The sequence below is a fragment of the Streptomyces sp. NPDC092296 genome (assembly GCF_044755465.1).
Classification (GTDB): domain Bacteria; phylum Actinomycetota; class Actinomycetes; order Streptomycetales; family Streptomycetaceae; genus Peterkaempfera.
Map to the genome: position 1 here is coordinate 37,054 of NZ_JBIVRB010000022.1, position 14,758 is coordinate 51,811.

The following is a 14,758-nucleotide window of genomic DNA, read 5'->3' on the forward strand; positions in this document are numbered from 1 at the left end:
TCAGACCCCTTCCAGGGCGAAGCCCGCCTTGAGCCACTTGCTTGACTCGATGGAGATCCCCACCGCCCGCCGGCCGGCGGCCAGTCGGCCCAACGCCTGCTCCAGCTGGAGGAAGACGATCGCGTTGCCGCAGTTGCCGGCCTCGTCCACACACGAGACGGCCTCGGCGCCCGGCAGCGCCAGCCCCTCGGTGATCAGCCGGGTCATCCGGCCGGACAGCTGCGGCGGCAGCAGCAGATCGACATCGCCCGGCTGCCAGCCGAGCCCGTCCAGCAGCTCCGCCAGCACCTCGCCGGTCATCCGGGGCACATGCTGCTCGATCGCCTTGTAGTCCTCGGTCGCCGCCGGCCGGTCGCTGTCCCGGTCGGCGGGGCCGAACCACTCCAGGACCGCGCCGGGCGCCCGGCCCAGTCCGACCAGCCGGGTGAACAGCGTACGAACCGCCGCCGCGCCCGGCGCCGGGTCCAGGGAGAGCACCGCGGCGCCCGCCGCGTCCCCGAACAGCACATAGTTGACCAGCTCCGCCGGGGCCGTCCGGCGCAGATCCGTGTCCAGGTCGTAGAAGCGCGCGATCACGTCCCCGCCCAGCGCCAGCACCGTGCGGGCGCTCCCGCCCAGCAGCAGCTGCCGGGCGACGTCCAGCGCCTGCACCGCGCCCGAGCACCCCGACTGGAGCTGGAAGCTGCGCACCCCGTCGATGCCCAGCCGGTCCGCGACGACATTGACCGTCGCCGGCATCAGCTGGTCCGGGGTCGCCGTGCCCAGCACCACCGCGTCCACGTCGCCGGGCCCGAGACCGGCGGCCGTCAGCGCCCGGCCGCCCGCCTCGGTGGCCAGGTCCGCCAGCGAGTCGGTGAGCTTCCCGGACTCCAGGTCCAGCGCCAGATGGCGGGACTTGGTGCCGATGAACACCTCCACCCACTGCTCCCACAGCGGGTCCATACCGAACCGCGCGGCCAGCGCGGCGTTGTCCACGGCCGTGCCCGGCAGCGCGGACGCCGCAGACCGTAGGTACACTTCCCGACCCGTCATGAGCCGCATCTCCTCGGAAGGTGGGTGACGTCCGTGCGGGCGGTCAGTCGGAGAGCAGCAGCCGCGCCTCGGCGGCGGCCCTGACCCCCGTCATCCGCCAGGTGCGGAAGCCGGTCAGGCCCGCGTAGCGGCCGCCGGTGCCGGTCGCCGGGTAGTGGACCCACTCGCTGGCGCGGACGTCGTTGAAGTCGGCCCAGCCCTCCGCGTGGACGGTCCCGTCCTCGAAGGTGAGGTCCTCGGTGTAGTACGTCAGCAGCCCGCCGTCGCCGGGCCGGACGTACTCGATGCGGAACGAGCCGTGCGAGGTGCCGATCAGCTTGTCGTCCTCGTCGTACAGCTCGTCGTCGAACGTGCCGGTCTGACCGACCTGCGGTTCGGCCACCTCCACGTCGTCCACGACCTTGACCACGATCTCCTTGGGGACGCGGATCACGATCTCGTCGGCCATCAGGGCTCTCCATTCGGGTGTGTGCGTCACAGGGACCGGGGCGGCAGCGCCCCGGCGATCAGGGGAGGTGTGCCGGGTGTCGCGCCGGGCCCGGTGAGGACGTCCGGCGGCTCGGCGGCGTCCGGGCGGGGGAAGAACACCTCGGCGGCCGGCTCGTGCGGGCGGGCCAGCACCGACCAGAAGTCGTGCCGGGTCCAGGTCCCGCTGTTCACCGGGTCGTTGTCGGCGAAGGTGTACGGCGCGTACTGCCGGCCCGTCGGGTCGGGCTGGGTGAACCGGCCCCAGAACCCGTTGTAGAGGTGGTGGTCGAGCACATGCGCGCTGCGCAGCAGCTGGTAGGCGCCCCGGTACCGGAAGGGGTTGACCGCCGCCGCCTCGCCGGACGCGGTCACCGCCCCGTGCGGGGTGTAGCGGTACGTGGCGGCGAGCGTGCCCCGCTCGTCCAGGAGCGCGAGCACCGAGCCCTGCTGGTCGGTCACCGCCCAGTAGTGCCGGCCGTCGTCGGTCAGCACGGCCAGCAGGGCACCGTCCGGCGTCCGCACGTAGTCGGTCGGCACACCGTTGTCGACCGTGCGCACGACGCCCAGCGGGGAGCGGGTCAGGACGTGCACGACGGCCCGGCCGTCCACCGTGGTCTCCGCGATCCGCCGGGGCGCTTCCTGGCCGAGCCCGTCGTAGCGGACGTCCACCACCCGCTGCCCGCCGAACACCCCGGTCAGGGTCTGCTGGGTGGGGCTGTAGCGGAACGAGCCGGTGGGATTGGTCTCCTCGGTGAAGTTGCCCGCGCCGTCGTAGGCGAAGGCGGTCTCGCCGAACAGCACCACCTGGCCCGCCCGGTTGAGGGTGAACCGGATGTCCCCGAGCCGCACCAGGTGGTGGGCGCCGTCATAGGCGTACTCGGTCTCACCCGCCCGCACCAGCCGCTTCAGGCCGTCGTACGCGTAGACCGTGGTCTCACCGTCCAGCACGGCCGAGCGCAGCACGTCGCTGTCGGCGCCGCCGCCGGAGCTGTAGCAGTACCCGGCGGCCAGCAGGACACCGCCGTCGGGCCCGCGCACCGTCAGCGCGGTCCGGCGGCCCGAGGCGTCGTACCGGATCTCCTGGGTGGCCGCGCCGAAGTCCACGCCGGTCAGGCGGCCGGCCGCGTCATGGGTGAGGCGGGCGGTGCGCCCGGCCGGTGTGGTGACCGCCTCGGTGCGGCCGGCGCCGTCCAGGGTGTAGCGGGTGGTGCCGCCGGGCGTGGTCAGCCCGGTCAGCGCACCGTCGCCGTCATAGGCGGCGCGGACCGTCTCGGTGCCCGGCGCGGCCCCCGCGCGGTGCTGCGGGTCGGGCGAGTGCTGCGGGTCGGGCGAGTGCTGGGGGTCGGGCGAGTGCTGGGGGTCGGGCGAGTCGGGCGGGTCCTGGGTCCGTACGGACGAGACGAGCCGGCTGCCGCCCGCCGTCCTGGCCCAGCCGAAGTCGTACGACCAGCCCGGACCCGACTTGCGCACCACCCGGCCCAGCGCGTCATGGGTCAGCACCAGCAGGGTCCGGCCCGAGTCCTCGTCGGTGACCTCGGTCAGCCGGCCGACCGGGTCGTAGCGGTAGCCGGTCCGGCCGCCGCTGCCGCTGGTGACCCCGGTGACGCGGCCCAGCCCGTCGTACCGGAAGGAGGTGCGGCCCAGCGGCGCGGGCGGATCGACGGCCGTCAGGTTCCCCGCCGCGTCGTAGCCGAACCGGGTCGTGGCGCCGTTGCCGTCGGTGACGGAGGCCAGCCTGCCGTGCGCGGACTCATACGTCCGGGAGTCGACATCCGTGTCCGGGCCCACCGCGCGGCTGCGCACCAGACGGCCCGACTCGTCGTACTCCAGCCGGAGTTCATTGCCCGCCGGATCACGCAGCACGGTGACCGCGCTCCCGTCCGGCGCCTCGCGGTACTCGGCCGCCGACAGGGCGGACGTCGGTAGCCGCACCGAGGTGAGGCGGCCCCGCCGGTCGTAGCCGCGCCGGGTGGTCCCGCCCGTCTCGTCGGTGACCGCCGTCACCCGGCCCTGACCGTCCCGGGCATACCGCGACACCCCGCCGGCCGGGCCCTCGACGGCCGTCAGCCGGCCCGCCGCGTCGAAGAGGTACCCGGTCCGCCGGCCGGTGGCGCCGATGACCACCGTCCGGTCCCGCGTGTACTCGAAGGCGGTGCGGACCGGGCCGTCCGGACCCGTCCAGGCCACCTCGCGGACCGCGTGCCGCGCGTCGTACGAGAGCCGGACCGCCGCGCCGGTCGGATCGGTCAGCTCGACCAGCCGGCCCGACGCGTCCCAGTGGTACGCGGTCGCCGCGCCGTCGGCGTCCGTCTGCCGCGCCAGCCGGCCCGCCCGGTCATAGCCGAACGACGCCACCTGGGCGCCCAGCGGGTCCACCGTCTTGGCGATCCGGCCGTCGCCGTCGCGGTGGAGCGTCACGACGCGGCCCTGCGCGTCGGTGATGGTGACCGGCTCGCCACCGGCGTCCGGCTCGAACGGCCCGGCGCCGAGCGACCAGCCGACGCCGAAGCCCGTGTCGGCCGAGGTGTGACCGTGGTACTCGCGGACCAGCCGCAGCGGCCGCCCCGCGCCACCGACCACCAGGTCGAGCTGCCGCAGGACGAGTTCGCCGCCGTGCAGGGCGACCAGCAGCTCGCTGAGATCCCCGAGGGGAAGGCGCCATGCGGCACGTGGGGCGGTGGTGTTGTCCCGGGGCGTGGGCACGGGGCGGCTCCTCGGCTGGCTCTGGGAGGCTGGGCCGGGCCCTCGTACGGTGGAGACCTGGGCTGTCCGGCGGACCGTCAGCCTCACCCGGGGCGCTAAATCGCTGCTAAGGCGAATCCCGGGCCCCGCCGTGGGACGGAAGCCGGGCAGACCGGGCGTACTCCATGAACGTTCTGTAACAGAACCGTGAAAGCCGTCGGCCGCTCTTACCCTGACAGGGACCGCACCTGCCGTACGCGTCCAGCGCAGCCGGGAACACGGGATTTCCGACCGGGGGAAGGAGCCCTCCGACATGGCCGTCACCACCGTCACCACCATCGCCGGGCCACACACCGGAGTCACCGTCCGGGTCGACGAGTCCCGACGGCTCGGCCGCCTCGTCCGGACAGCGCGTCAAGGGCACCCGCTCACCGCCGAGTTGGCCGGCGACCCGGGCGCGGGCAAGACACGGCTGCTCACCGCGCTGGCCCACCAGGGCCGGGCCCAGGGCCTGACCGTGCTGCGCGGCTGCGGCTCGGAAGCCGAGAACCAGGTGCCGTTCCACCCCTTCGTCCAGGCACTGACCACCTGGCAGGCCAGCACCGGAACGGGCAGCGGCGGGCCCGAGGCCGCCGCACTGCTGCGCGCCCTCACCGACGGCGGCGCGGCCGTCCGCGACAGCGCGGAGCCCGCCTGGCGGCTCCCCTACTTCGCGGAGCTGCGCCGGCTGCTCGCCGGGCTGCTCGCCGCGATCCCCGAAGGACTGCTCCTGCTGCTCGACGACTTCCACTGGTCCGACACCCCCTCGCTGCGGCTGCTGGAGACGCTGATCCGCCGGCCGGTCGACGGCGGCCTCGCGATCGCCGTTGCCCACCGGCCCCGCCAGGCCCCCGTCTCGCTGCGCGCCGCCCTCCAGCAGGGCGCCGAACTGGGCACCGTCGACAGCGTCGAACTCGGCCCGCTGACCCCCCACCAGTGCGCCGAACTGCTCGGCACCGGCCCCGACACCCCGGACCTCGCACGGCTGCACCAGCGCAGCGACGGCAACCCGCTCTATCTGACGGCGCTGGCCGAGACGGCCTCGGTCACCCATGACGCCCTCGGCCGCTGGACCGGCAGCGGCCTCGGCGCCCGGCTGCTGGCCGAGACCGCGCTGCTGGGCGAAGTCCCGCGCAAGGCCGTCCAGTCGGCGGCGGTGCTCGGCGGGGTCTTCGACGCCGGGGCGGTCGCGGAGGTCGCCGAGATCAGCCGCGACGAAGCCTGCCGGGCCCTGGCCGAACTGTGCGGGCGCGACCTGGTCCGCGCGGCCGACGGACCGGAGGGGTACGCCTTCCGGCACCCGCTGCTGCGCTGCTGCCTGTACGCGGCCACGGACCCCTGCTGGCGGGCCGGCGCCCACCGCAGGGCACTGGACCGGCTCGGCCGTTCCGGCGCACCGGCCCTCGAACTGGCCCCGCACATCGAACGCTCCGGCGCCGGCACCCGCCCGTCCGACGGCGCGGTGCTGGCCGCCGCGACCCGCGCCGCCGTCCACCTGGGCCGACCGGCGGAGGGCGCCCGCTGGCTCACCTCCGCGCTGCGCCTGCGCCGCCGGACGGCCGACCCCGTGACGGCCGACCCCGTGACGGACGGCGCTGCGACGGTCGGCGCTGCGACGGTCGGCGCTGCGACCGGTACGGCGACCGGCGTCACGGCGCCCGGACCGCTCGACGCCGAGCTGTGGAAGTCCGTGGTGCGCGCCCTCGCCGCCGAGGGCGACGCCGAGCGGATGGCGACCCTCGCCCGGGAGATCCTGGCCGGGCCGCTCGGCCCCGGCGAACCCCAGCTCTGCGGCGAGACCCGCGCACTCCAGGAGCCGCGCGTCTCCGCCGTCACCTTCCTCTCGACCGCCCTGGCGGCGACCGGCCACGAGGAGCGGGCGCAAGCGCTGATCACCGCCGAACTCCCCGCCGGGCCCGGCACCGCACCCGACGCCTGGACACCGCTCCAGCTCCAGCAGCAACTGGGCAAGATCCTCGCGGGCAAGGTCCCGGCCCGCACCGACGTCGAGACGCTGCTCCCGGCGGCCCGCCGCGCCGACCCGGTCACCCGGGCCGGTGCCCTGGTGATCAGCGGACTCACCGCCCTGCTCGACGGCGACATGTGCGCCGCCGAGAGGTCACTCGAGAGCGGAGCCCACGCCCTCGACGAGCTGGCCGCCGACCGTCCGGCCGGCGAGCAGGAGTGCGCCTACCTCCTGACGCTGAGCTGGACGGAGGCGCTGATGGGCTGGTACGGGCCCGCGCACGGCCACGCCGAGCGCGCCCTGACCGCCGCCCGCAAGCGCGGCGACACCCACCTGCTGGCCCCGCTGCTCGCCACCCTCGGCTATGTGCACTACCAGACGGGCCGGCTGGCCGACGCCCTCGACGCGGTACGGGAAGGCGGCGCCGTCTCCGCCCGGATGGGCCGCACCGACCACGCGCACCTGTCGGACGCGATCGCGGCGGCCGCCTGGGCGCAACTCGGCCACGCGTCCGCGCCGACCCCCTTCCTCCCGCAGCTGCCCGCCGCGCCCGCCGTGGCCCGTACGCCGCTCAACGCCCTGCTGCTCGCGGAGGCGGCGCTGGCCTCCGGTGAGGCGGACACCGCCCTGGCGCTGCTGCTGCCCGAACGCGACGCGCTGCGGGTCTCCCAACCGGTCGCGGTGCTCGCCGCCCGTGACTACGAACTCCTCGCCGCCGCCGCCGTCCAGGCGGGCGTCGGCCGGGAGAACCTGGACGCCTGGGCCGAGCACGCGGCGGCCGCGGCGGCGGCCTGCGGCCTCGCCGAGCAGAGCGGCCACGCCCTGCTCGCCCGGGGGCACGCCCTGCTGGGCCGCCGGCAGCCGACGGAGGCCGCCCGGTGCTACAAGGAGGCGCAGTTGCTCTTCGGCAGCGAGAGCCCGGCGGGTGCGCGGGCCCGTGAACTGGCCCGCTCGGCGGTGCGGGCGACCGATCGCGGCCCGGAGAGCGTCCTCGGGGAGCTGACCCTGCGCGAACGCGAGGTGGCCGAACTCGCCGGCGCGGGGCTCAAGACGAAGGACATCGCGGGCCGGCTGCGGGTCAGCCCCCGCACGGTCGACGTCCATCTGACCCGCATCTACAACAAGCTGGGGGTGACCTCGCGCGCCGGACTCGTCAGGTTGATGACCCTGGCGAGCTGAGCGGCCCCGACCCGGCAGACGAACCCGCCCCCGCCCGGCCGCGACCGACCGTCCGGGGTCGGTCGCGGGCCGGGCGGACCGCTCATGACCGCTGCGGGAGCAGACCGGTCATCAGCCCCGCCACGGCGGCCAGGTGGTCATTGAGGAAGAAGTGGCCTCCGGCGAAGACCCGCAGCTCGAAGTCGCCGCTGGTGTGGTGCCGCCAGGCGCGTACGTCCGCCACGGACGCCTCCGGGTCGGCGTCCCCGGCCAGCGCGGTGACCCGGCAGCCGAGCGGGGTGCCGGGCGTCCCCTCGTACGCCGCGAGCGCCGCGTAGTCGCCGCGCAACGTGGGCAGGATGAGCCGCAGCATCTCGTCGTCCTCCAGCAGCGACGCCACCGTGCCGCCCAGCGAGCCGACCTTGGCGATCAGCGCCCGGTCGTCCATGACCCGCGCACCGCCGGGCTGGGGCCGGCCGGGTGCCCGCCGACCGGACACCACGAGGGTGGCGGCGGCGCCGGGCGTCCCTTCGAGCCGTACGGCCACCTCGTAGGCGAGGGAGGCCCCCATGCTGTGGCCCAGCAGCACCCGGAGTCGGCCCGGGTCGTCGTCGGCGCCCAGGGCGGCGGCGATCCGGTCGGCCAGCCGGTGCAGGTCGGCCTCCGGGGCCTCCTGGTGGCGGTCCTGCCGTCCCGGATACTGGACGGCCAGCACCTCGACGGCGGGGGCGAGGGCGGCGGACAGCGGGAACCAGTAGGCCGCGGAGCCGCCGGCGTGCGGGAAGCAGACCAGTTCGGCCACCGCGTCGCGGCTGGGATGGAAGCGGCGGAACCAGGTGTCCTGACGGCCCTGTGCCACCGTCAGCTCGCCATCGGAAGGTCGAGGAGCCGGTCGGAGGTGAGGATCGCCTGGTGCAGCCTGCGCAGCGAACGGCAGGGCTCCAGGCCCAGTTCGGCCCGCAGCACGCGCTGCGCCGACCGGTAGACCCCGAGCGCCTCGGCCTGGCGGTCCGAGCGGTAGAGGACGAGCATCAGCTGCCGGTAGAACGACTCCCGCAGCGGGTACTGCGCGGTGAGGGCGTTGAGCAGGCCGATCACCTCGCGGTGCCGGCCGAGCGAGATGCGCGCCTCGACCGACAGCTCCAGGCAGGCCAGGCGCTCCTCCTCCACCCAGGCGGCGAAGCGGGTGAGGGCGGGCCCCTCGGGGGTGCCGTCGAGCACCGGCCCCCGGATGAGGGACAGCGCCCGGTCGAACGCGTCCAACGCCGCCTCGTACGCCCCCGCCTGCTGGTGGGCCCGGCCCTCGCGCATGGCCGACCGGAAGTCCGCCACGTCGTAGTCCGAACCGTCGAGGCGCATGAGATAGCCGGACGGCTTGGTGGTGATGGCTCGGGCCTGGGTGTCGCCCGCCGCCATCAGGAACTTGCGCAGCTGGGAGAGGTAGACATGGACGGAGGCGGAGGCGCGCCGGGGCGGGCCGGCCCCCCACAACTCCTCGATCAGCTGCTCCTTGGTCGTCACCCGGCCCGCGCCGACGAGCAGCGCGGCGAGCGTCATCTCCATCTTGGGGGCACTGAGTGAGTAGCGTTCGCCTGCGTTGGAGACGCGGAGCGGACCGAGCAGTTCGTATCGCATCTGTACCTCGCGCGGTAGGGGAACAAACTTTCGTGGTTCCGGCTCCCGCCCACTCTCATGTCACCGTCGCGGTCCGCGCATCGGAGAAACTGCGTACGTATGCCCGATTGGCCAAAAGCCGTCGTCGCGGGCGGCTTTGGAACGGCTTTGGCGCGCTCGGTCATCGTCGGGGGATGCGCTCTCTCCTCGCCCGGTCGGTACGGCTGGTGGTCGACTCCCTGGTCGCCGCCGGCCAGTTCTGCGTCTATGTGCCCCCGGTGGCCCCGATCACGGCGCAGATTCCGGTCGGCCCCGCAGCCGGCGGACCGGGCCCGGGGCACCCGGAGCGGCTCTGCCCCGAAGTCCCGCTCAGCGCGGTGGAGGCGGCACTGAGCCGGCAACTGCGCGGACGCCCCATGCAGTGGCCCGAGGACACCGCCCCCGACCGGGCCCCGCTGTCGACCTGGTCCCGCCGGACCCACCGCCACCGCTGACCCCACGTCAGGGAGCCTCGGCCGAGGAGCAGTTCCCGGAGCTGACCCGAAAGGGCCGTCGGCACCGTGTAGGTACTGCAAGGCCTTCGGCAGAAGGTTGCCTGATCACTCTGGAGGGGCCATGAAGAGCACGAGACCGGTCGCGCGGCGACGCGACCGTGCGGAATCCGTGGGGAGGGGTGCGCCACCGTACGGGGGCCGCCCCGCAGCGGGGCGGCGGAGTGCGGTGGCCGCGCTGTTCGCCGCTCCGGCGCGGGGCGTGACGAGGCGGCGCTCCCTGGCGGTCGCACTGGTGGCCGCGTTGCTGGCGGGCCTCCTGGGCCTGCTGGCGGGGCCGCCCGCGCTGGCCGCCGTCGGTGACCGGCCCACGGCCACCTGGAACATGCAGGGCGGCAGCAGCGCGCAGACGGACAAGTGGCAGACCGGTGTCGCGTACCTCGCCTACCGGGCCGATGTCGTGGCCCTCCAGGAGGCCGGGCCCACGCCGCCGCCACCCGTCGCCGGCACCCAGGTCGAGACCTTCGAGGAGAACAGCCCGACGCACCGCCTGGAGGTCGGGCGGAACGCCGACGGCAGAACGACCGTACTGCCGCCGGGAGTCGGCAGCCAGGTCACCCACAGCATCGCGCAACTCGGTCACGATCAGGCGCTGCAACGCCACGTCTACTGGCTCGCCACCGACCGGGCCGCGAACCGCAACCAGTGGGGCGAGTCCGAAAACCGCGTCAACCTCGCCATCGTCTCCTCGGTGCAGGCGGACCAGGTCGCGCTCATCCCCAATCAGCTCGCCCGCAGCGACGGTGCCAACCCCTACTCCGCGCGGGCGGCCCTGGGCATACGCATCGGAGACACGTGGTACTTCGACCTCCACGGCTTCTCGGGCAGCGGGAACGACGACGCCGGGCTCCTGTCGAACATCAGCGACTTCGTCGACAGCCAGCCCTTGGCGGTGGGGGCGCCGCACTGGATCGCCCTCGGTGACTACAACCGCGATCCGGGCACCCTGACGATTCCGGCCGGGACGCAGCTCTACAACAGCGGGAACTACACCCACAACCTCTTCGGGCAGAGCAACTCCTCGCCGAGGGAGCTCGACTACGGTGTCGGGACCGCCCCGGCCAACGGCGTCCTGGTGGGTCGAGTCCTGAACAACACCACCATCGCCCAGATGGCGGACCACGTCCCGGTGTTCGTCGGCCCCTTCCGGGGCGCGGCCGAACCCAGGACGCTCTACCTGGACGCGACGGTGGAGAGCATGGAGTCCGGCGGTGTGCTCGACGCCTACGAGGGCGGCTCCGCCAATGGGACGCCGATCTACAGCAACCGGCGCAACGGCGCGACCAACCAGCGGTGGACGGTGCAGGAGGACGACGACGGCGCACTCACGTTCCGCAACATCGACAGCGGCCGCTGTCTCGACTACATCGGTGACGCGGTGGCGGGCACACCCCTGCAGATCTGGGACTGCGACGATGTGGACACCCAGCGCTGGGCGGCGCAGTGGCTGGGCAACAACGAGTACCAGTTGCGCAATCTGGAGAACCAGAGCCTCTGCCTGAACGTCAGCGGCGGCCAGCCCGACATCAATACGCCCAAGCGGGCCATACTGTGGGACTGCAACAACACGCCCAATGAACGGTGGATCTTCACACCGTCCTGGCCGTACACCTTCGCCACCGAGGGGCCGTGGGACTTCTCGAAGCAGGTCCCGGGACCGGTCAGCGTCGAGTCCCTGAAGGCCGGCGGCCTGATGGACGTGGACCGCAGGCACACTGACAATGACTCACTGGTCGTCCAGTACCACCGGACCAGGCAGCCCAACCAGGGCTGGTACCTCTCCTGGAGCGACAGCCAGACCGTCACCTTCAAGGGGGTGCAGAGCGGCCGCTGCCTCGACATCCACAGCAGCGACACCGCCGAAGCCGGGCGCGAGGCGGTCATCTTCGACTGCCACCCCGGTCAGGCGAGCCAGCAGTGGCGGGTCGAGCAGTTGCGGGGCGCGGAGGTCATGTTCCACAGCGTCGCCCGCCCGGACCTGTGCCTGGATGTCCACGGCGGACCCGTCGACCCGGACCAGGGCTATCTGGACGTCTGGCCGTGCAGCAGCCATGCCGATCCGGCCCGGAACCAGACGTGGCTGATGACACCGTACGACCCGAGCGGCGATCCGGTGCTGGACCCGGAGTCCGACTGGGACGACCCCACGTCGGGCGGCGGTGTGCTGATCGGGGACGCCGGCAAGCCCGCCCAGCGGGTCGCGTACTACCCCAGCTGGTCGGTCTACGGGAACGCCTTCTACCCGAAGGACCTGGACACCCAGGGCATCGCCGGGAAGCTGACCACCCTGAACTACGCCTTCGAGAACATCGACCCGGTGAACCTCACCTGCTTCGCGGCGAACAAGGCGAGCTCGTCCGACGAGAGCGACACCGACGGCAATGACGGCTCGGCGGACGCCTGGGCCGACTACCAGATGTCCTTCACGACCGACAACAGTGTCGACGGGGTCGCCGACACCTGGGACCAGCCGCTCAAGGGGAACTTCAACCAGCTCGAGAAGCTGAAGGCCAAGTACCCGAACCTGAAGGTCGTGGTGTCGCTGGGCGGCTGGACGTACTCGAAGTACTTCTCCGATGTGGCGGCGACCGACGCCTCCCGGAAGAAGTTCGTCGGCTCCTGCATCGACATGTACATCAAGGGCGACCTGCCCACCGGGATCAACGACGATCCGGCCGGTGGCACCGGCGTGGCCGCCGGGGTCTTCGACGGATTCGACATCGACTGGGAGTTCCCGGGCAGCGCCAACGGGCACACGGGCAACCATGTCTCCGCCCAGGACGGTGCCAACTACACCCTGCTGCTCCAGGAGTTCCGCACCGAACTCGACGCCCTCGGCGGCGGCAAGCACTACCAGCTCACCGCAGCGCTGCCGGCCGGACCGACCGAGATCGGCCGGCTCCAGGTGGGACAGCTGGCGGCGGCGCTCGACATGGGCGACGTCATGGCCTACGACTTCCACGGCGCCTTCGAGGCGAACGGTCCGACCGACTTCCAGTCACCAATCTTCGACTCGCCGGAGAGCCCGGCCAATGGAACCCAGTTCACCGCGAACGACGCCGTCAACAACTACCTCACCCAGGGGTTCCCGGCCGGCAAGCTCACCCTGGGCGTCCCGCTCTACGGACGGGGCTGGACCGGCGTCCCGGACGGCGGCAAGAGCGGCCTGTACCAGTCGGTGACCGGACCGACGGCGGCGTACGGGTTCTCGCAGTCCCCCGGGGTGGTCTTCTACAAGGAGCTGAAGGCCGACGGGAAGCTGACCGGCGGCAACGTCCACTTCGATCCGCAGACCTACGGCTCCTGGGTCTACGACGGGACCGACTTCTGGAGCATCGAATCGCCCCTGTCGCTCGCCTACAAGCGGCAGTACATCAAGAACAAGGGCCTCGGCGGAGTGATGATGTACTCCCTGGAGGCCGATGACTCCACCAGCACCCTGCTCAACGCCGCCACCGGCTACGGCGACCTCACAGGGTGACCCCGTGCGGCCCGGCCCGCCCCGGCGGGCCGGGCCGCACACGCCCGGTCCGGCGCAGCGGACTTCCGCCGCTGCGCCGGACGCACGTCCGCCCCGCAAGGCCGTGGGGCCTTGCGGGGCGGAGTGCTGGTGCTGGTGCGTCAGCTCGTCAGGCTGTCAGCTTATTCAGGCGAAGCTGCAGGTGATCGAACCGGTCGGCAGGTTGTTGCCGGTGGAGTTGGCGGTGAAGCCGATGGTGGTGGAGCCGTCGGCCGGGATGGAGCCGTTGTAGGCGGCGTTGGTGACGCTCACGGCCCCGCTGGAACCGGTGAGGGTGCCGTTCCACAGACTGGTGATCTGCGTACCGCTACCGGTGGTCCAGTTCACCGTCCACTTGCTGGTCGGCGAGGTGCCGTGGTTCATCACCGTCACCTCGCCCTGGAATCCACCGCTCCAGGAGCTGGTCACCGCGTAGGTCGCCATGCAGGTGCCGTTGCCGGGGTTGGTCGGCGGCGGGGTCGTCGGCGGCTTCGTGGTGGGCGGAGGGGTGGTCGGGGGCTGCGTGGTCGGCGGCTGCGTGGTCGGGGGCGCGGTGGTCGGCGGGTTGGTGGGCTGCGACCCACCACCGCGGATGCCGGTGACCTCGCCGTGACCGCCGTCAAAGGCGACGTCGGAGCAGGAGAAGAAGTTCTCGTTGCTGTCCGAGCGGACCCACTGGATGAAGACCATGGCGTTGCCCGAGCGGCCCGAGGGCAGCGGCAGGTCCCAGTAGTAGTGGCCACCGTCGGTGCCCGGGGAACCCACCGCCGGCGGGTTGGTGACGGTCTGGACCAGGTCCAGGTCCGCCCAGGCGAGCGGCTTGGAGGTCGACCAGCCGGCCTTGGTCACGTAGACCCGGAAGCTGCCCGGGTGCGCGGCCCAGTTGCTGTACTGCAGCTGGATCGTGGAACCCGAGGTCAGGTGGGTCCTGGGCCAGTCGTCACGGGCGGCGTTGTACGAGGAGAAGTCGTACGGCGACTTGTTGCCCGCGCTGCACAGCGTCCCGTCGGGGACGTAACCCTGACCCTTGCCGCCCGCGTTGGAGTCGAGGACAGCGAACCAGTTGTACAAGGGCGTCGAGCCGGTCGCCGCGATCGCGGCGGCACAGGCCGGGTTCGTCGGGCTGAGTGCACCCGTGGAGGTGAAGGCGTCCTTGTAGCAAAGGTAGGTGCGCGAGCCCGGCATCATGGCGACACCGTGCGCCTGAGCCGTGCCCTGACCAAGGAAGATCAGGCCGAGCGAGGAGAAGAGAGTAACGACTGCTGAGATTAGAGCCAGTCTTCTGCGTCTGTTCAAGGTGGAGACCTTCCGGTGACGTCCCCCGAGGCCGTGGCCCACCGCAGCCGGTCCCGGGGTGGGGGGTGGGGTGAACGAAGCGTCATGGGAGCGCTCCCATTGAGGAACATAACAGCGGATCAACGGCGTGTAAACAGTGTTGGTCGGAAGTCGTCTCCGGCCTGATCGAGCGTCAGGCAGCTTGCGGCAGCGGGGCACCGGAGCGACCGGCGCGCCCCGGCGGCGGACTGCCCGCCCCCCGTGCCGCGCCCGGGGCCGGTGGCCGGCGCAGCCCGGTACGGCACCGCGCGTGCCGGCCGCTCGGGGTGGTACGGAGGCGTGTGGGGCGGCGGCGAACGCGCCCTGCGAACGCCCCCCCGGATGCGATGCCGACTCGACCCCGTGGGCATAGGGGTGCGGACCGGGCGCTCGGTGGGTCGACACCGGGCCATCGAAGTGGCCGTGGCCGCCGGT

Annotated in this window: 9 protein-coding genes; 3 read left to right on the forward strand and 6 right to left on the reverse strand. The window is 72.9% G+C overall.

Annotation, left to right across the window (positions count from 1 at the left end; genetic code table 11):
• From ACIQGZ_RS28255 to ACIQGZ_RS28265, 3 genes are read right to left on the reverse strand one after another with little or no spacing between them, the layout of a single operon-like run.
• On the reverse strand, window positions 1-1,032 hold the full coding sequence (locus ACIQGZ_RS28255) for a 3-oxoacyl-ACP synthase III family protein (protein WP_402607218.1): 1,032 nt from the start codon (window positions 1,030-1,032) through the stop codon (window positions 1-3).
• A gap of 43 nt (window positions 1,033-1,075) precedes the next feature.
• Window positions 1,076-1,480 (reverse strand): hypothetical protein, encoded by a 405-nt coding sequence (locus ACIQGZ_RS28260; protein WP_402607221.1) that lies wholly within the window; start codon window positions 1,478-1,480, stop codon window positions 1,076-1,078.
• A 26-nt stretch (window positions 1,481-1,506) separates the two neighbouring features.
• On the reverse strand, window positions 1,507-4,203 hold the full coding sequence (locus tag ACIQGZ_RS28265; protein ID WP_402607224.1) for an RHS repeat protein: 2,697 nt from the start codon (window positions 4,201-4,203) through the stop codon (window positions 1,507-1,509).
• Window positions 4,204-4,495: 292 nt separating this feature from the next.
• Here ACIQGZ_RS28265 and ACIQGZ_RS28270 point away from each other — a divergent pair, with 292 nt between their 5' ends.
• Window positions 4,496-7,366, forward strand: a complete 2,871-nt coding sequence (locus tag ACIQGZ_RS28270) for an AAA family ATPase (protein WP_402607226.1) — start codon at window positions 4,496-4,498, stop codon at window positions 7,364-7,366.
• Between the two features lie 82 nt (window positions 7,367-7,448).
• Here the strand turns inward: ACIQGZ_RS28270 and ACIQGZ_RS28275 are convergent, their stop codons facing one another.
• Together ACIQGZ_RS28275 and ACIQGZ_RS28280 are read right to left on the reverse strand one after the other, a co-directional pair.
• Window positions 7,449-8,204 (reverse strand): thioesterase II family protein, encoded by a 756-nt coding sequence (locus ACIQGZ_RS28275; protein WP_402607228.1) that lies wholly within the window; start codon window positions 8,202-8,204, stop codon window positions 7,449-7,451.
• A 2-nt stretch (window positions 8,205-8,206) separates the two neighbouring features.
• A complete protein-coding gene (locus tag ACIQGZ_RS28280; protein ID WP_402607229.1) occupies window positions 8,207-8,980 on the reverse strand; it encodes a BTAD domain-containing putative transcriptional regulator in 774 nt (257 codons plus the stop codon).
• Window positions 8,981-9,153: 173 nt separating this feature from the next.
• On the opposite strand from ACIQGZ_RS28280, the gene ACIQGZ_RS28285 reads away from it, so the two are divergent.
• Both ACIQGZ_RS28285 and ACIQGZ_RS28290 read left to right on the forward strand, forming a co-directional pair.
• Complete coding sequence (locus ACIQGZ_RS28285) at window positions 9,154-9,453, forward strand: DUF6059 family protein (RefSeq protein ID WP_402607231.1); 300 nt, start codon at window positions 9,154-9,156, stop codon at window positions 9,451-9,453.
• A gap of 226 nt (window positions 9,454-9,679) precedes the next feature.
• The gene (locus ACIQGZ_RS28290) at window positions 9,680-12,991 is read left to right on the forward strand and encodes a glycosyl hydrolase family 18 protein (protein ID WP_402607233.1); all 3,312 of its coding nucleotides are present in this window, start codon (window positions 9,680-9,682) and stop codon (window positions 12,989-12,991) included.
• A gap of 165 nt (window positions 12,992-13,156) precedes the next feature.
• Here ACIQGZ_RS28290 and ACIQGZ_RS28295 read toward each other — a convergent pair whose 3' ends face one another.
• Entirely contained in the window at window positions 13,157-14,197 is a 1,041-nt protein-coding gene (locus ACIQGZ_RS28295) for a lytic polysaccharide monooxygenase (protein ID WP_402607235.1), read from the reverse strand.
• Between the last annotated feature and the right edge of the window lie 561 nt (window positions 14,198-14,758).